The following is an 18,612-nucleotide window of genomic DNA, read 5'->3' as shown; positions in this document are numbered from 1 at the left end:
TCTGCAATATAGAAAATGGAATTAACTAACAATACCGATGTGCCAAGGAATAAACTCGTTATCACCTAAGCCTAAACGTTCGCTAGAGGTACTTTCTCCGGATGCCACTTTAATAATGTGTTCGAAAATATGTTGCCCCATTTCCTCAAGGCTCATTTTTCCATCCAGTATTAACCCACAGTTAATATCCATATCTTCTTGTAAGCGGTTATACATATTTGAATTAGATGCTAATTTAATCGTAGGAGCAGGCTTTGAACCGAACATCGATCCCCGCCCTGTCGTAAAGCAGATCAAATTCGCTCCGCCAGCTATTTGTCCGGTTGCTGAAACTGGGTCATATCCTGGAGTATCCATAAAAACAAAACCATTTTGTTCAATAGGTTCTGCATATTCATAAACCGCTTGAAGAGGTGTCGTACCGCCTTTCATGGCAGATCCCAACGATTTTTCAAAGATATTCGCCAAGCCGCCAGCTTGATTGCCCTGCCCAACCACACCATTAAACTGCCCATTGTGACCGCGGGTATATTCATCCCACCAAGAAAGACGATCTAATAGCTTCTGACCGACTTCCTGACTAATAGCACGTCGAGTCAGCATATATTCGACACCATGAATTTCTGGAGTCTCAGATAAAATGGCTGTACCACCATGTCTAACCAAAATATCCATGGCCATACCTAATGCAGGATTAGCAGTAATTGCTGAAAACCCGTCAGAGCCGCCACATTGCAAACCTATCTTTAAGTGCTCTACACTCACTGGTTCTCGCACCACCTTATTGGCTTCTGGCAACATACTTTCAATCGCAGCAATACCAGCTGCAATCGTTGCTCTAGTTCCACCCACAGCCTGCATAACCAAGGTCTGTAAATGAGAATTTTCTTCGAGTTGCTGAGAAGCAATTAAAGAGGACATCTCATTCCGTTCACATCCAAGCCCAACAATAAGCACACCAGCTAAATTTGGATGACGTGCATATCCGGACAAAGTTCTACGGAGGACATCAAAATGATAACTAGGAGAAGACATGCCACATCCACTGGTATGAGGAAAAGCAACAATGCCATCAACATTAGGGAAAGCGGAAAGTCGTTCTGGAGTAAAATGATCTGCAATTTGTCGAATAACAGTAGAAGAACAATTAACCGTTGAAAGAATACCAATATAATTACGCGTTGCTACTTTTCCATTGGAGCGCACAATACCATTAAAAGCCGCTCTTGCTGAAACGTCCACATAATCGACAGGAACAACATCCTGACAAAAGCTAGGATCTCTTTCATAATCAACTAATTCAAGATTGTGCGTATGAACATGATCTCCAGCTTCAATTCGACGTAATGCCACACCAATGCGTGTATCGTATTTGATAATCGGCTCACCAGCCTCAATAAGCCTTGCAGCGATTTTATGACCACCCGAAACTTGAGCTCGAATACGAAGATTAAACTCTGGAACTTGCTGCCCTATTGATACTGACTCACGAACGATGCATACATTATCATTGCTATGCAATTTAATTAGAGGGGACGATGAGGATGACATATTTTATTCACTCACACTAAATTTGTTGTAGTTATGTGAACAAGTATGTTGAGCATCTATATGAATGTAAAATGAAACAATAGACTCTTCTCATTCCATTATGTTATGAAGTAGATAAGAAAATAAAAAAGAGTAAAACATTTCATGATAGGCATTGATCGCGTCTTACGCTCTAATCTGAGGCTAAGACACTTACAATTATTAGTAGCATTAGATGAATTTCGACACCTAGGAAGAACCGCAGAGTTTCTATCTGTGACTCAGCCAGCCGTATCAAAAATGCTCGCAGAAATAGAAAAAACATTCGACTTACAGCTATTTGAACGTTCGAGTAGAGGAACTGAACCTACTCCATACGGCGTAACCGTTATTAAATTTGCGCGTTCAGTACTAGCAGATTATGACAGGGCCAAGATTGAGATAGCAGCAGTTACAGAAGGTTCAGCAGGTAGAGTACAAGTAGGTGCTATGGTTGCAGCAACACCTACCCTACTAACGCAAGCCGTTAACAACCTTAAAAAAAATGCGACCAAAACAACAGTTCTAATAGAAGAAGGTGACCTAAGGCGCCTATTACCCCGATTAAGGTCTGGGGAGCTAGATCTCATAGTAGGAAGGTTAGAGCCTGGTTATGCAGCCCCAGATTTAGATACAGAAGCACTCTATAACGAATCCATGTGTCTCATTTGCTCACCAAATCATGAAATTCTGAAAGGAAAAATTATCGATTGGCCTCTGCTATCACAACAAGCTTGGATTGTTCCGCCATCTTGGGCAGCATCTAGAACAAAACTGAACCAAATATTTTACAAACATAACTTACATCCACCAGAAAACATCATAGAGTCAGCATCATTTTTAAATATACTGATGTCATTACAAACAGGCTCAGCCATAGGCTTTATGGCTCATCAAGTTGCACAGCATTTCGAGCAACAAGGGCTAATGTCTATTATTCCCATAGAGTTAGAAATTGATTTGCCACCTATAGGTATAATCACTTTAGATGGCAGAGAAAAGACGCCGACTACACTAAAGTTAATAGAACAGCTAAGAATGGTAAATGGATGTGAAAATACATAAATATTGCCAACTATATCTATATGCAGGAACGATGAATCTCTTTTTCAAACCATTCAACATCCCAGTATTGACCAAATTTTCGGCCAACTTCGAGGTATACACCAACAGATTCAAAGCCGAACTTTTCATGGATAATACGGGAGGCTTCATTGGGCAAGGTAATGCCAGCGTAGGCGCGATGAATGTCTTCTGTTTCCAGTTGCTCAAACAGTTCAAGGTACAAGGCGGTTCCCAAACCTCGGCCTTTTGTATTTGGCTTTAGGTAAATACTAACTTCCACCGACGTTTCATAAGCGCGTTTTGGTTTGAATTGTCCACTGCAAGCGTAACCGAGAATTTCTCCGTCTTGTTCCGCCACCAGTAAACGATACCGACCAGTTGGCGCAAACTGCGAAAACCAAACCGCTCGACCTTCTAATGTGTAAGGCTCTATATCAAAAGTAGTCACCGTATTCACTATGTAGTGATTATAAAGATCGGTTAACGCGGGTAAATCCTCAATCACAGCTGGACGAATTTGAACGCTCATTTTATCTCCCAATGGCAATAATCTAAGGCTGAAGCGATGCTCTATTTTTACCACGCTTCACATTACTGTAATAGACAATTTGCGGTGGTACTGCGTTTAACTGCTTGGCTTGTTTATATCTCGATAAAAAAGATCGATACACGCCGTATTTAAAATACATAATATCTGCGTCCATCGTCGAACCTTGGTAGTCGACTTTTTGTTCGCCGTTTACCCAAACTTGGAATACACCAGAATCGTCTTTTGCCCAGCGAGCATATACTTCGATTTTATGCCATCGACCTCGCAGATCAGACTCTTTAATCAGCTCGTAATGTTTCTTAGCACCGGAAATATGATCGTCTAGATGATACCCACCACGGCCATTTTGAAACATCCAGATCGGATGAGAGTTAGCTTGATGAAATTGACCAAGAGCAACCTTGGTAGGAAAAACATTGGGGTAATCATCAGGAAAATAAATCGACCAACCGTACCAAGCGTCACTGCCTGCTGGTGTCATTTTCTGCTGCTCGGATAACTCACTGCGTTCGCGATCTTGCTCGCAATCATTCCAACCTTTATTCCAGTAGCAGTCTCCTGGACGCACCTCGAATTTCTCGATTAGTTTAGTTGGTGCGCTATCGGTAATGTCCTGAATAACTTGATAACCATAGCTCGTATTATTTAACGAACGCATGAAAGGGCCAAAATCCCCATGATTAATATCTTGCGCAACAGACTGCGCCTGAACAGGAATAACAAAAAAATATAGCCATAAGGAAATTAAAAAACGAGACATAGGAAACAAACCTTATTTATTACTCATCACGCCATTCTAAAGTTTGCGAAGGCTGTTCACCAAACAGTTGTTTGTAGTCTTTCGACCAAGTAGGGTCAAATGAAGAATACGGGGATATTTTCATCTAACTTTATCTCTCAATAAATGTATTTCGTCCTAACACCCAACATTTATTGGCTACTAGACGATCAACCACATTAACCTCTTGAATTTCTAGAATTTCTTGAATTTCTTGAATTTCATTGTTTAAACAAGTTCACAAGAAAAAGGCAATCTATTGCTAGACCGCCTTTGTTTTTTTCTTACTGTTGGTGTAAAAACACCGTTTGCAGTTATTTGCCGCCTGAGACAGCAAAGCCGCTAAAGCCACCCATTGGTAGGTCAGCCATTAAGCTTGCCGCGCCTGTCGTCAGGTCTATAGAGTAAAGACCGGCTTTTGATTCACCTTCGAGCTGCAATATTGCATAAGCAGCGTCAGAACCTTCTTCGGCAGAAACAATATCGAAGCCACCCATTGATGATAGGTCAACGGCCTTGCCATTGATGGTGATCTTAGCAACGGTTTTTAATTCGCCTGCATTATTAGCAAGGCTGACCAATGAATCTGTTTTGCTATCTAACGCAAACTGGAAAGTGCTCGACGCTTTTGCACCGGCAATGGCGTTCGTGTAAGCGTTCGCAAAAATTTCAGGCGTCATACCTTCGTTGCTGTCGCCTTTTACATAAAAGGTAGAGGTGAATTTCAATACTGAATTAGCACGCTTATCTTGGTCACCAAAACCGACTGGGAAATACACCAAGTTCGTACCGTCAGAACCCACCATACGAACCGCATCGATGGCGTTATTAAAATCCATCGCGGTGGCTGACGCATCCTTGGAAATCATGGCGCCATTTGTGAAGGTCGCCCCAAGATCGGTTAGCTTGCCCGTCTTAGTATTCACAACATAAACCGCGCCGTTGGAATAGCCCAACAGCTCGCCAGTGACGGGACGATAAGCCACAGCATCCAGCTTGTTGCTTAAGGCAAAAGTGTCCATTTTCGCAGGAGACGCAATAGACCCCATTGTGATCAAAGTCGTTCCGTTGTTAGCAAGCGCGTATCCAGCGATAGGACTATCTTGGTCAGATGTTCCGTAAAAGCCAGTTGAACAAGCAGAAACAGCAAAAGCAGTCGTGGCAGCAATAATCGTCTTTTTCATCATAAGCATCCTATATGAGTTTTATTAGTAAACTAGGTGTCACCCAACTGGGTGGCTCATACAGAGATACTCATCTTTTAAAAAAAGGTTTCAGATAAACGATATTTTTTGAAAAATAATTTGTTGCACAAACCGAGTCTGGCGTTAATTGTCTTAACATACGATAAAGGCTCGGTTGCTTTTTACTCAACCACTCAACCCCGTAAGTGTTTTTGACGGCGTTTCACCAAACAGTTGCTTGTAGTCTTTAGCAAACTGGCTCAGATGCCAAAATCCCCATTGGGCGGCGATGTCACTGACCGCTTGACCATTTTTTGCTTGTACCAGAGAGCGACGAACGCCGTTTAATCGACTAATCCGCAGATATTGAATCGGGCTGACGCCAAGGATGCTTTCAAAGCTGTATTGTAAGGTACGGCGGCTGACACTGGTAACTTCACACAATTGCGTCACGGTAACGGGTTCATCAAGATGATGATCTAAAAATAAACGCGCGCGATCGACGACTTTCTTACGATGATAATAGCTTTGTGTTTTAGCAGGTTGTGGGGTTTCCACTTTTAAAACTTCCAGTAGTGCCATCATAACAATGTCTTGCTGCAAGCGTGGTGGTGTTGTTGTGTTTTGCACCGAGAGTAAACGTGCTAGCACAAAGCGCACTTCCTCTAAGGTTTTATCTGGCACGCCAAGGCGACCATATTCGGTGAGTTCTTTCCAATTCAAATCGACACCATGAATCGCCGCCATCTTGATCAATTTCGAACGCTCTACAACTAAACCATATAAATCATAATCTTGCGGTGTGGATAGCTGAAAATCACAATCGCCAGGACGGCACATAATATTATTGGGATTGATGGTTAAGCCGTTGATACGGCTTTCTTCTTGATCGGCAAGAGGAATCCCCAGCCAAACAGAATCCGGCCAAACCATACATTTTTGCTGCAATGCCTGACTGGTGTGCTCACAAAAAACCTGCAAACCATCAAACGGCAGCTCGACAATACGACCGTAAAAACTACCACGGCTGGTTTGATCGTACTCTTGTTGCCAGTTGGTCAAATTACTCGCGTGCAAATCCGCATCGTGAGCTTCCGACACACGAGTTTTTGATACATTAGAGAAAAAGCCCTCTTTTGGTGCATCAATCATTAAATTCAACATAACCACACCTGTCTGTGTTTTTTTTCTCACAGAATATGAGGAATTAAAAACCTAAGTTTTTGAAAAATATACCATTTATAAATTTTGCCATTATTCGATAACGTAAATTTATGGATTTCCGTAATGTTAACTAACGTTATAAATATTCAGCGATTAACTTTAATAATAAGCAAAATTTATGCCCTTTTTACTCTAAATGTTTGTATCAATACATTAAGAGCTTGGGCCAACTCAATGTCAGTAAAGCGCGAGAAACGGTTATGAGCAAGCCAAATTCGACTTTTCAGTTTAAGAACACAGTAGGCGAGCGCACCTTCGGCTTTGTCGATCTTGCCGATTTAATGGCGAAAGCAACACCCGCACGTTCGGGGGATCGCTTAGCCGGTGTTGCGGCCCAAAGCGCCGAAGAACGCGCCATCGCGCAGATGACGCTTGCCGATGTACCACTGAGCCTTTTTCTTGAGCAAGCTCTCGTACCCTATGAAGAAGACGAAATTACCCGACTAATACTAGACGATCATGACAAAGCTGCTTTTTCTTTGATTTCACACCTTACCGTAGGTGGCTTTCGTGATTGGTTATTAAGCGACCTTGCCACCAACGAGGTGCTTATTCAGATTCGTCCCGGTGTGACGCCAGAAATGGCCGCGGCGGTTAGTAAGATCATGCGTAATCAGGATTTGATCTTAGTTGCGAAAAAATGCCATGTAAAAACCGCGTTTCGTAACACCATTGGTTTGCCAGGGCATTTGTCAACTCGTTTACAACCCAATCACCCAACCGACGATTTAACTGGCATCGCGGCCAGCATATTGGACGGTTTGCTCTACGCCAATGGTGACGCTGTGATTGGTATTAACCCTGCCACCGACAACGTGCAACAAGCCACACGCTTGATCAAGATGATGGACGAAGTCATCCAGCATTATGAGATTCCAACCCAATCCTGTGTGCTAACTCACGTGACCAACACCATCGAATGCATTGAACAAGGCGCACCCGTGGATTTGGTATTCCAGTCGATTGGTGGCACCCAAGCGACCAACGACAGCTTTGGTTTTAACCTCGCCACACTGGCCGAAGCCCAAGCAGCAGCCTTGTCGCTGAATCGTGGCACGGTTGGTAATAACGTCATGTACTTTGAGACAGGCCAAGGCAGCGCTTTATCCGCCAATGCTAATCATGGTTTAGATCAGCAAACTTGCGAAGCGCGGGCCTATGCGGTGGCACGTAAGTTTAATCCGCTATTGGTGAATACCGTGGTCGGTTTTATCGGCCCAGAATATTTGTACGATGGCAAACAAATCACTCGTGCAGGGTTAGAAGACCACTTCTGTGGCAAGTTACTTGGCTTACCTATGGGTTGCGACGTGTGTTATACCAATCACGCCGAAGCCGATCAAAATGACATGGATAATTTACTGACACTTTTAGGTGTCGCTGGTTGTACTTTTGTTATGGGCATCCCCGGTTCCGACGACATCATGCTGAACTACCAGACCACCTCGTTTCATGACGCTTTATACGCTCGTCGAGTACTGGGCTTAAAACCCGCGCCGGAGTTCGACCTTTGGTTAGCTAAAATGGAAATCTTCAAAAACAACGAGCAATTTACCCTCAACCACCAGCTACCAGATGCGTTCCATAAGTCACTCAATCGCATGATTGGAGGTCGCTCATGAGCCAAGACACTCCTAAATCCGACATCCCTAAACCTAATAAGTCCTTTCCGACGCATCCTCATGCAGAAGCCGTCACCGAAAACGCGTGGAGCAAACTCAATGCCTTTACTGACGCGCGTATTGGTTTAGGCCGTTCTGGTATCAGCGTCCCAACCAAACATTTATTAGCATTCCAACTTGCCCATGCTCAAGCGATCGATGCGGTGCACACGCAACTCGATAGCGACGCGTTAGCCAAAGCTCTGGTAGAGCAAGATTGGGCTAAAGATTGGGCTAAAGATTGGACCAAAAACTGTGCCCCCCTACTGTTACACAGTCGCGCGACGGACCGCGCAACCTATTTACAACGTCCAGATTACGGTCGCAGATTGAATGACGAATCTGCCAATAAACTAGACGAGCACAGAGTTTCTACTTCGCAAGACTATGACCTTGCCATTGTAGTCGTCGATGGTTTGTCGTCGCTGGCGGTTGAACAAAATACCTTACCGTTTTTACAAGCACTTTCTAGCCATATAAACGGCTGGAGCCTCGCGCCTGTTTGTTTTGTAAAGCAAGGCCGCGTAGCGATTGGCGACGATGTTTGTGAACGCCTAAACGCCAAATGCGTCTTGGTATTGATCGGTGAGCGCCCTGGGTTGAGCTCGCCCGATAGCTTAGGTTTGTACCTGACTTGGGGCGGCAAAGTCGGCCTAACAGATGCCTACCGCAACTGCATTTCCAACGTTCGCCCAGCGGGCTTGGTTTACCAAGAAGCCGCACGTAAAGCCTTTTATCTATTAAACGAAGCACGAACCCTGAAGCTGTCTGGCGTAAAACTCAAAGACAGATCAGACGATGACTTAATTATAGATACATCAAAGGAGTCAAAAAACTTCCTCATCTCCTAATACGAGGAAAAAGACAAGAGAAAAAAGATAAGGAAAAACAAAACGCACGAAGACGTACAAACAGAAAAGCAAGAAAACTATAAGCCCACAGGGCAAAAAATGACGGTTTAAAACTCAACATATAGAGCACAACTGGAACAAAAGGAAACTAAAATGTCTGATCAAATCAATAAAGAATATCTGGCGAAACGCCAGCTAAAACGAGGCTCCGCGGGCTGGATTCTGCTCGCGGGTTTGGGCGTATCTTACGTTATCTCTGGTGACTTCGCAGGCTGGAACTTTGGTATTGCCGAAGCGGGCTGGGGCGGGTTTGCCATCGCAGCAGCGCTCATGGCGGTGATGTATTTCACCTTGGTTTTATCCTTGGCAGAAATGTCTGCCGCTATCCCAGCGGCGGGCGGCGGTTACAGTTTTGCGCGTCAAGCAATGGGGCCTACTGGCGGTTATTTAACCGGCCTAGCGGTGTTAATTGAATACGCTTTGGCGCCTGCCGCCATTGTGATATTTATCGGTTCTGCGGTAGAAGCCCTGTTGGGCTTTAATGGACCTTGGGTCTACGCCGCGTTTTACATTGTCTTTATCGGCATTCACCTAGCCGGTGCAGGCGAAGCGCTAAAAGTCATGATGGTCATCAGCGGCTTGGCAGTCATCGCCATTCTAGCGACAGCAGTAGCCTTGATTGGCGATTTTGATAGCAGCCGTTTATTTGATGTGGCGGTCACCGATGCCGCTGGCGCGTCTGAGTTTATGCCGATGGGCTGGTATGGTATTTGGGCGGCATTGCCATTTGGCATGTGGTTGTTCTTGGCGGTTGAAGGTGTGCCTCTAGCCGCAGAAGAAGCCAAAGATCCAGCGAAAGATGTGCCAAAAGGCATTATCGGCGCGATGATCTTCTTACTGTTCACGGCACTTTTGGTGGTGTTTTTGTTAGCCGGTGCCGCTGGTGCAGATGCGATGGGCAAGAGCGCAGTGCCTTTGGTTGATGCCTTAAATTTTGCGGGTCACAGCTCTTTGGCAACAGCGGTAAACGTTCTCGGTCTTGCTGGTTTGATCGCGTCTTTCTTCTCCATCATCTACGGTTACAGCCGTTTAGTCTTTGCTCTGTCTCGTGCTGGTTACATTCCACAAAGCTTGTCAGTAACAGACAAACGTAAAGTGCCTGCTCGTGCTTTGATCGTACCTGGCATTTTAGGCTTCCTTGCTTCTTTGACGGGCGAAGGCGATCTAATGTTGGCAATGGCCGTGGTTGGCGCAACCGTATCTTATGCTTTGATGGCGCTTAGCCACATTTTGCTTCGCATCAAACAGCCAAATATGGAGCGTCCTTATAAAACACCAGGCGGTATTTTCACCTCGTCTATCGCGTTTGTTTTGTCTCTGTTAGCACTCACTGGCGTTTACGCTTACGACCCACGCGCGTTTTTCTACACGCTGGTCTTGTTCGCTATCGGCGCCGCTTACTACTTCTTGTACAGTAAAAATCGCCTTGTGGCGAAAACACCAGAAGAAGAGTTTGACATGCTGGCGGCGGCAGAAGCCGACCTCGCTGCAACGGCTTAACAACCTTTTCACTGAGTAAATAAAACAAAGCCCCGCATTCCTTTCCTAGGGAATGCGGGGCTTTTGAGTGTTAGGATCAAACGCATTTACGACTTAGCCAATGCCATGCTTTGCAAAGCAACACGCTCAGGCTCCATCATGTAGCGATAAGACAATGCCGCCACGATGCCACCTATAAAGATGGCGTAGTTTGCCAAGGCGCTGAATACAAAGGTCGCTAAGATAGATACTAAACCCGCAATAATCAGAGCATAAACGCTTTTCTTATTCACGCCATTCTCATACCAATAAGCCCCTTTAGGAGACTCTGTGTACAAAGCGGCAACATCAATTTGGCCTTTTTTAATAAAGAAATAATCGACAATAATAATGCCGTACAAAGGCCCAATCATCGCACCCAAAACATCTACCGTGTAGTGAATCACTTCTGGGTTATTGAATAAATTCCATGGCGTTAGCAGCACAGAACCAAACGCGGCAATAAAACCACCGGCTCTAAAGCTGATTTTCTGTGGTGATACGTTGGAGAAATCAAACGCTGGCGCCACAAAGTTCGCAACGATATTAATCCCAACTGTAGCAAAAATAAAAGTTAACGCACCAAGTACCGTAATAAATCCAGAATCGAGACGTTTCACCGTTTCCACAGGGTCGGTAATCATCTCACCAAATACTGGGATAGAAGCCGACACAATCACCACACTAAACAAAGAAAACAAGACAAAATTAAGTGGCAAGCCCAATAGGTTTCCCAGTTTTAATTTTTTATAACTGCCGCAATAACGTGAAAAATCACTAAAGTTCAGCGTTGGGCCAGCGAAATAACCCGCTACTAGCGCGATTGCAATAAACATCTGCACAATCACATCCATGCCCGTCAGGTTATTTGAGCTCAAATTAAAGCTGATATTTTCCCAACCCGCTCGATTCACCATATAAATACACAATGCAAACATAGCGACATAGATAGCAGGGCCTGACCAATCGATTACCTTACGAATCATGTCCATGCCAAACATGAAGACGATTCCCTGTACAATCCACATTGCCGTGAAACCAATCCAGCCAAGATATGAAAGACCGATGAAAGATTGATCCGCAAGAGATGCCATGCCAGGAAAAAAATACAACAACAGAATAATGAAGGAGCTAGACGCCAGAAAGGTTTGAATACCGTACCAAACGACCGCGATCAAGCCACGAATGATGGCTGGAATATTGGCACCGAACACACCAAAAGACATTCGTGCCACCACAGGAAACGGCACGCCTGCTTTTTGTCCCGGTTTACCCATCAAGTTGGCAAATACCAACACAATAGAAATGCCCAATAACAAACTAATAAACACTTGAATACCATTTAGACCCAGTGCAAACAAGCTGGCAGCAAACACATATCCACCCACACTATGAACGTCTGACATCCAAAAAGCGAAGATGCTATACCAACCCCATTTCTGATCTTTCTCTGGCAGCAGATCCCTATTCGCTAATTTAGGACTTTGCTCAAATTCTTGTTTCATGATTGCGTTCCTTTTTAATTGTATACAATGATAAATACAATTTTTGTGCCAAAAAACAGAACCTAAAGAACTTAAGTAAAAATAGGGATATGAACCCAAAAAACCAACATTTACTGCACCATTGCAAGTCAAAAAAACGAAAACCACACCAATATTGTGCACAATTAATTCATTTTTTGTTTAAGATGTACGAAACAAACTAGCATGCTATATTGTCTTAAGAACTATATTTAATGAGACATCGTATACAATCTATAGAGAAGCACTCATGTCGAATGACGAGAACATTTACCGACAAATGCTAAACGCCATTGTCGAACATCAATTACCGCCAGGGGCGCGTTTACCAGAAGATCGTTTATCAGAAGCGTTTGGTGTAAGCCGAACAGGCATACGCAAAGTATTACAGCGGCTCGCCTTAGAACACTTTGTGATCATTGAAAAAAACAAAGGCGCGCAAGTAAACCGACCTAGTGAAGCCGAAGCATTAGAAGTTCTAGACAGCCGCATATTGATTGAGCCGCAACTCATTCCAGCCTTACTTGATCATTGGAATACAGAACATTCTGAACGTTTTCGAATCATGGTCACTGAAGAAAAACGCGCAGAAGAGGCCAACCAACTGGCAGACTCTATACAACTAACAGCTCGCTTCCATTACGAATTAGCAAAGCTTTCTGGCAATCAGGTGCTGGCTAGCTTTGTTGAACAGCTGTGCTATCGGTCTTCCTTGATTCTGGCCGCTTACGGTACTCGCGGCAGCGTGGGTTGCGAATGTGGTGATCATTCACAGCTACTCGATATTCTTGACCAGGGTAGAAAAGATGAAGCTAAAACTTGGATGAGTCACCACTTAAAACATATTAAATCGTCACTTATTCTCGAAAGCAAACCCGAAGAAAATATCGATTTTCAACGACTTTTTGGCCGCTAGGAGCACCATGCGAATTCAGCTCATTAACCCAAACACCAGCGCTGACATGACTAATGCCATGGCACTGAGCGCACAATCTGTTGCGCTAGACAGCACACAAATTATCGCCTGCACACCAGAACACGGACCGAAAAGCATAGAGTGCGCTTTTGATGAAGTCATTGCCAGTGCAGCCCTTCTCGACCTAATAGAACAAGGCAAACAACAAGGTGTTGATGCTCATATTATCGCCTGCTTTGGCGATCCGGCTTTAGACGCCGCCCGTGAATTAGCGGATGCACCTGTGATAGGCATTGCCGAGGCGGGATTTCAAATGGCAAGTTTAATTGCCCACCGCTTTGGCGTCGTCACCACGTTATCCAGAACCTTACCAGCAAGTGAACACTTACTTCAAAAATACGGTTATCAACATAAATGCAGCGGTGTAAGAGCCACCAACATTCCCGTTTTAGCCTTAGAAAATATCGATCCCGCAGCATATCAGTTACTTAAAACAGAATGCCTAGCCGCGATAGAGGAAGACGGCGCGGAAGCCATCGTCTTGGGCTGTGCTGGCATGTCGAGTTTGGTGGAAAAGCTATCTACCGAATTACCTGTTCCTATTATTGATGGCGTTGTCGCCGCGGTAAAACTGGCAGAATCATTGCATCAGTTAGGGCTACAAACCTCTAAAAAAGGTCAATACGGACAGCGTGTTAGCAAAGCTTTTACTGGGCGCTATGCCCACTGGAGTTTATAACTACTCCCAAACTACATAAAAAATAATGGAACACAGACTATGAAACACTACTTAGAACGCGATTACGCGGGTTATGGTCGCCAAGGGCTACCAAACGTAAAATGGCCAAACAATGCCAGAATTGCAGTCCAGTTTGTTTTAAACTTCGAAGAAGGTGGTGAAAATTGCGTTCTTCATGGCGATGAACACGCCGAGACATTTCTATCGGAAATCTTCGGCGCGCAGCCCTTCAAAGACCGCCACATGAGCATGGAGTCTCTATACGAATATGGCTCTCGCACTGGTGTGTGGCGTATTTTAAATGAGTTTGAGCGACGCGGTTTGCCACTCACTGTTTTTGCCATTGCGACTGCATTACAACGTAATCCAGAAGTGGCCAAAGCTTTTGTGGAAGGCAAACACGAAATTGTTTGCCATGGTTTAAAATGGATTCATTATCAAGAAATGCCAATCGAGCAAGAACGCGAGCACATGCAACAAGCGCTTGCTTTAATCGAAGAAGTCACTGGTGCTAAACCTGTTGGCTGGTATACAGGGCGAGACTCGCCAAATACTCGCGTCTTGGTCGCAGAACAAACCCAGCTCAAATACGACTCAGATAATTACGGTGATGACCTCCCTTATTGGGTAAAAGTCGATACACCTGATGGTGGTAGCAAACCGCATTTGATCGTGCCTTATACACTCGATTGCAACGATATGAAGTTTTCCTCGCCTTATGGCTTTAATCATGGCGAAGAATTCTTCCAATACCTGAAAGACAACTTTGATTGTTTATATGAAGAAGGTGCCACCGCACCGAAAATGATGTCCATTGGTATGCATTGCCGAACCCTTGGCAAGCCAAGCAGATTCATGGCACTGAAGAAGTTCTTAGACTACGTACAATCCCACGACAACGTCTGGATTGCTCGCCGTGAAGATATTGCAGATCATTGGATTGCAAATCATCCGCCGCAGAGTTAAATATTAAAACCTATTTAAAAATCTAACCATTTGATTAAAGAGGGAAAAGTAGCGGTTTCCCTCTTTATATTTCTCTCCTAAATTGAAAAGACATTAAAAGAAAGCCCCAAAAATAAGACTTTTTAATTGATAATAGATATCATTACTTTTATCAATTGCATAAATCTATTTTATAAAGGACTCCGTTTAATGTTATCCAAAAAACCTTACACGGCAATTATCCTATTGCCTTTCGCCCTTAGCGCCTCACAAATCACCCTTGCAGACACGGAGTCCGTAAGCCTCGATGAGCTAGTTATCCAAACCAGTCGCTCTAATACCAAAAAAGAAGACAGTCCTCAGGTCATCACTGTTATCACTCGACAACAAATTGAAGAACAACTGTCCATCAGCTCTGACAGCTCGCAAGTACTTTCTAATCTTCTACCTGCCTATGCACCGAATACGCAAAAATTAAACGATAGCAGCCAATCTTTTCGAGGACGCTCTGTTTTATACATGATAGATGGTGTTCCACAGTCTAATCCACTTCGAGACGGTAGCCGTGCCGCACACACCATTGACCTTGCTATGGTGGAACGCATTGAAGTGATTCATGGTGCAAGCGCAATTCATGGCTTAGGGGCAACTGGCGGTATTATTAACTTCATCACCAAATCAAATCGTTCAAACGAACTAAAACAACACGTCGATGTACAACTGACCACACCGACAGATGAATTAAAAAGCGATTCTCTGGCCTATAAAATTGGCTACCAAGTAGAAGGTTCACAAGATAATTTTGATTACCTTGTGGGTTTGTCCAACGAAGTACAAGGGATCTATCTTGATGCCGACGGCAACTATGTTGGTTCAGACTCTACTCGTGGCGAAACAATGGATTCAAAAAGCTACGATGCTTTTGTCAAACTTGGTTACTGGCTAACCGATGACAAAAGACTGGAACTTGAAGTTAACAAGTACAGATTAAAAGGACGAATGAACTTCACTGGTGTCAACGGAGACAGATCAAACGGCATTCCAACCAGCTCCATCAAAAGCACACCAAGAGGTCTTGCTCCATATAACGATGTTCAAACTACCAGCCTTGCTTATACCGACAGCGACCTTGATGGTATGGAGTTTAAAGCGCAAGTTTTCCACCAAGATTTTGAAGGGAGATATGGTGTATCAAAGTCAGGCAGCTTCCAAGACCCTAGCAATGGTATAACCTTTGACCAAAGCCAAAACCAATCAGAAAAAATCGGTGCAAAATTCAGCTTAACTAAAGACGACCTATTAGATAACGATTTAAGCGTCACGGCAGGCTTAGATTTGTTACAAGACACAACCAGTCAGACGTTAATATTGACTAATCGCACTTATGTTCCTGAAACGGAATACACCAATTACGCTCCGTTCGTACAACTTGAATACCGACCAACTGACCGCTTAGTTCTACAAGCTGGTGCCCGTAATGAACACGCTAAGTTAGACGTAGATACATACCAAACAGTCGCGGCGAATAACAATGTGACAGTAAATGGAGGCAAACCGAGCTTTAGTGACACGGTTTACAATGCAGGTGCTGTTTTTAAGATCACGCCTGCAATTAGTGTATTTGCCAACTACTCACAAGGCTTTGGTATGCCGGATGTCGGACGAGTCCTCCGTGGCGTTAATACACCAGGTCAAGATGTCGATTCACTGATCGATTTATCCCCTATTGTGACCGACAACTATGAAGTCGGTTTTCGTGTAAACCGTCATCCATACGATTTTGAATTGAGTTATTACGAATCTAATTCAGACCTTGGGAGCCGTATTGAAGCAGTCAATGGACTCTATGTTGTAAAACGAGAGAAGAAAGAGATTCAAGGTGCTGAAGCTTCTTTAGGATTCCAGCTCAACAAAGACCATAGACTACAAGCCAGCTATTCTTTCATTCAAGGCAAGTCTGATACTGATGGAGATGGAAAAGTAGACACTAAGTTGACCGGTTCAGATATCTCGCCTAATCGCTTGGTGACATCATGGAATGCTCGCTGGAGTGACAAACTATCCTCTTTGCTGCAAATCAATCATGCTTTTGACAAAAGCTTTGATGATAAAAAATTAGAGTTTGATGGCTACACTCTAGTCGACGCATCCGTTGGTTACAAACTTCCTGTGGGTAAAATGAGTGTTGCGGTTTCCAACGTATTTAACGAAGACTACTTCACTTACTACTCCCAAAGCTCCGTCAAAACGGACGACCTTTACTTCAAAGGCCGAGGTCGTACTGTGACACTGGCTTATGGTTTAGACTTTTAATTTTCTAGCCACACTTAACTCTTCTCTTATTTTTTAAGAGAAGAGTTAGCTTTCTTTAGAGGCAAAGGACAAGAACCACAATAGACTGGGGGCTCTGTAGCTTGGTAGTAAAAACAACAGGTACGTCGAACACGAATAGGATTTTCCGATATTGCCGTTAACTGCTTTTCTCGATAAAAAACCGTCAAAGGATTTTCGTTTAAACCAAACAATGCAGTCGTACTTTTATCCAGAAGATACGCATAATCTGCTTGAGCTTTTGATCTCATTTCCTCAGCAACACTCACTAAAATACGTTGTTCGTAGATGCTAAAAACCCGCACTGCGACATTTTCCCAAAGGATACGTCTAGACACTTTTGTTAGGCGATAAAATTGCTCGACCAATAAGGTTAAATGCCCCGAAAATGCCTTGTTCAAGATCTCTTTTCGCCAAGCGTTTCGATCTTCTTTGTCAGAATCTTTCCAAACAGACACCGCCGTCGTTTTTAATGGCATCTTGGATAACCACATTTTGCTTTCTAACGGATATTCAAAAACACTGTTTTCTATTGATGCATCAAGGCCTTTATCAAACCCAGACATGGCGTATAAGACAGGTGCCAACGTAAGAAATGCCACACGTTTTATTACTAAAGACGCCGTTACTTTAAGGTTCGGCGCGCCAAGTTCAGGCATGATTTTTTGTAGTGTTTCCAAACACAAGGCATCATCCAATAACTTACTAGAATCGATCGCAAGTGGCTCGTCTTGTTGATAAGGCTTAAGTCCGAATGCTGCCAACACGTCCCATTCTTCTGGAAGCAATACTTGCTTAGGAGCTTGTTTAAACATGCTTAGCTGCCTGAGAGTCGACCTTGCGTCCTTTCCCATAAGGAATACACATTGGCGTACCAAACAGTGGATCGGCACTGATATGGCATTCCATATCAAACACAGCTTTCACCATATCATGATCTAAAATCGTCTCTGGTGCGCCTTGGCAAAAAACCGCACCGTCTTTAATAGCGATCATGTTATGAGCATAACGAGCTGCAAGGTTCAGATCATGCAACACCATCAAGATGGTCGTATTCTGAGTCGCATTTAGCTCAAACAATAGATCAAGAATCTCTATCTGATGGGTTAAATCCAAATAGGTTGTTGGTTCATCCAATAGCAAAATATCGGTATTCTGTGCCAGCGCCATGGCAATCCAAGCTCGCTGTCTCTGGCCGCCAGATAAAGCATCAATGGAACGATCTGCAAACTCGGTCATATTGGTGTCTTGCAAGGCTTTACGAACTAATCGTTCGTCGTCTTCGGTCCAACTTTGTAGCCAATTTTGATGAGGATAACGGCCTTGACGAACCAACTGCTCAACCGTCAAGCCTTCTGGCGCAACAGGGCCTTGGGGAAGAATAGCCAGCTTGCGAGCCACGTCCTTTCCAGACAAGGAATGAATATCTGCACCATTCAGGAGAATCTGGCCAGTCGAAGGTTTCAACAATCGGGCAAACGACTTCAGTAAGGTAGATTTACCACAACCATTGCCGCCCACTAACACTGTAATTTGGTTAGGTTTAATAACCAAATCCAACGACTTAATAATGTTTTTTTTCTCATAACCTAAAGATAGCGCCACACTTTCTAATGGACTACTTTCTCCTAAGTGACTGTTTCCTAAATGACGGCTTAATAAATTACTGTCTAATAAATGATTTTCGGACATGCTCAT

At 43.9% G+C, this 18,612-nt stretch carries 16 protein-coding genes; 8 read left to right on the top strand and 8 right to left on the bottom strand.

The features are described 5' to 3' along the window. Positions 1 to 21: 21 nt before the first annotated feature. Entirely contained in the window at positions 22 to 1,551 is a 1,530-nt protein-coding gene (locus tag BUA59_RS05825; protein WP_072838794.1) for a UxaA family hydrolase, read from the bottom strand. A gap of 144 nt (positions 1,552 to 1,695) precedes the next feature. Between BUA59_RS05825 and BUA59_RS05820 the strand changes: the two genes are divergently transcribed. Next, positions 1,696 to 2,634, top strand: a complete 939-nt coding sequence (locus BUA59_RS05820; RefSeq protein WP_011978325.1) for a LysR family transcriptional regulator — start codon at positions 1,696 to 1,698, stop codon at positions 2,632 to 2,634. Between the two features lie 16 nt (positions 2,635 to 2,650). On the opposite strand, the gene BUA59_RS05815 is transcribed toward BUA59_RS05820, so the two are convergent. The 4 genes from BUA59_RS05815 to BUA59_RS05800 all read right to left on the bottom strand — a co-directional run bounded on the left by BUA59_RS05815 (position 2,651) and on the right by BUA59_RS05800 (position 6,310). After that, positions 2,651 to 3,163, bottom strand: coding sequence for a GNAT family N-acetyltransferase (locus BUA59_RS05815; protein ID WP_072838793.1), 513 nt, complete (start codon positions 3,161 to 3,163; stop codon positions 2,651 to 2,653). 22 nt (positions 3,164 to 3,185) lie between these two features. Further along, positions 3,186 to 3,944: a polysaccharide lyase family 20 protein gene (locus BUA59_RS05810; RefSeq protein ID WP_072838792.1), complete on the bottom strand. Its 759-nt coding sequence runs from the start codon at positions 3,942 to 3,944 to the stop codon at positions 3,186 to 3,188. Positions 3,945 to 4,276: 332 nt separating this feature from the next. After that, a complete protein-coding gene (locus BUA59_RS05805) occupies positions 4,277 to 5,146 on the bottom strand; it encodes a DUF4394 domain-containing protein (protein ID WP_245813098.1) in 870 nt (289 codons plus the stop codon). Between the two features lie 186 nt (positions 5,147 to 5,332). Then, positions 5,333 to 6,310: a helix-turn-helix domain-containing protein gene (locus tag BUA59_RS05800; RefSeq protein ID WP_084122215.1), complete on the bottom strand. Its 978-nt coding sequence runs from the start codon at positions 6,308 to 6,310 to the stop codon at positions 5,333 to 5,335. Positions 6,311 to 6,570: 260 nt separating this feature from the next. Between BUA59_RS05800 and BUA59_RS05795 the strand changes: the two genes are divergently transcribed. The 3 genes from BUA59_RS05795 (at position 6,571) to eat (ending at position 10,442) form a co-directional block, all read left to right on the top strand. Continuing rightward, entirely contained in the window at positions 6,571 to 7,992 is a 1,422-nt protein-coding gene (locus BUA59_RS05795; RefSeq protein WP_072838790.1) for an ethanolamine ammonia-lyase subunit EutB, read from the top strand. After that, positions 7,989 to 8,882 carry an ethanolamine ammonia-lyase subunit EutC gene (gene eutC / locus BUA59_RS05790; RefSeq protein WP_245813097.1) on the top strand — a complete coding sequence of 298 codons (894 nt, stop codon included), beginning with the start codon at positions 7,989 to 7,991 and terminating at the stop codon, positions 8,880 to 8,882. The genes BUA59_RS05795 and eutC overlap by 4 nt, the downstream gene beginning before the upstream one ends. Positions 8,883 to 9,035: 153 nt before the next feature. Then, positions 9,036 to 10,442, top strand: a complete 1,407-nt coding sequence (gene eat, locus BUA59_RS05785) for an ethanolamine permease (protein WP_072838789.1) — start codon at positions 9,036 to 9,038, stop codon at positions 10,440 to 10,442. A gap of 86 nt (positions 10,443 to 10,528) precedes the next feature. Here eat and BUA59_RS05780 read toward each other — a convergent pair whose 3' ends face one another. Then, positions 10,529 to 11,965 carry an NCS1 family nucleobase:cation symporter-1 gene (locus BUA59_RS05780; protein WP_072838788.1) on the bottom strand — a complete coding sequence of 479 codons (1,437 nt, stop codon included), beginning with the start codon at positions 11,963 to 11,965 and terminating at the stop codon, positions 10,529 to 10,531. 268 nt (positions 11,966 to 12,233) lie between these two features. Here BUA59_RS05780 and BUA59_RS05775 point away from each other — a divergent pair, with 268 nt between their 5' ends. From BUA59_RS05775 to BUA59_RS05760, 4 genes are all read left to right on the top strand, one after another. After that, the gene (locus BUA59_RS05775) at positions 12,234 to 12,899 is read left to right on the top strand and encodes a GntR family transcriptional regulator (protein ID WP_072838787.1); all 666 of its coding nucleotides are present in this window, start codon (positions 12,234 to 12,236) and stop codon (positions 12,897 to 12,899) included. Between the two features lie 7 nt (positions 12,900 to 12,906). Further along, positions 12,907 to 13,638: an aspartate/glutamate racemase family protein gene (locus tag BUA59_RS05770; RefSeq protein ID WP_072838786.1), complete on the top strand. Its 732-nt coding sequence runs from the start codon at positions 12,907 to 12,909 to the stop codon at positions 13,636 to 13,638. 39 nt (positions 13,639 to 13,677) lie between these two features. Further along, positions 13,678 to 14,604, top strand: a complete 927-nt coding sequence (gene puuE, locus BUA59_RS05765) for an allantoinase PuuE (RefSeq protein WP_072838785.1) — start codon at positions 13,678 to 13,680, stop codon at positions 14,602 to 14,604. A gap of 189 nt (positions 14,605 to 14,793) precedes the next feature. Beyond that, positions 14,794 to 16,896 carry a TonB-dependent receptor gene (locus tag BUA59_RS05760; protein WP_072838784.1) on the top strand — a complete coding sequence of 701 codons (2,103 nt, stop codon included), beginning with the start codon at positions 14,794 to 14,796 and terminating at the stop codon, positions 16,894 to 16,896. A gap of 26 nt (positions 16,897 to 16,922) precedes the next feature. On the opposite strand, the gene BUA59_RS05755 is transcribed toward BUA59_RS05760, so the two are convergent. After that, positions 16,923 to 17,729: an IucA/IucC family C-terminal-domain containing protein gene (locus BUA59_RS05755; RefSeq protein ID WP_072838783.1), complete on the bottom strand. Its 807-nt coding sequence runs from the start codon at positions 17,727 to 17,729 to the stop codon at positions 16,923 to 16,925. Next, positions 17,722 to 18,612: an ABC transporter ATP-binding protein gene (locus tag BUA59_RS05750; protein WP_084122212.1), complete on the bottom strand. Its 891-nt coding sequence runs from the start codon at positions 18,610 to 18,612 to the stop codon at positions 17,722 to 17,724. The genes BUA59_RS05755 and BUA59_RS05750 overlap by 8 nt, the downstream gene beginning before the upstream one ends.

This window comes from Marinomonas polaris DSM 16579 (assembly GCF_900129155.1).
Taxonomy (GTDB): Bacteria; Pseudomonadota; Gammaproteobacteria; order Pseudomonadales; family Marinomonadaceae; genus Marinomonas; species Marinomonas polaris.
The sequence above is the reverse complement of the archived record's forward strand: the minus strand, read 5'-3'. Positions and strand labels throughout refer to the sequence as shown.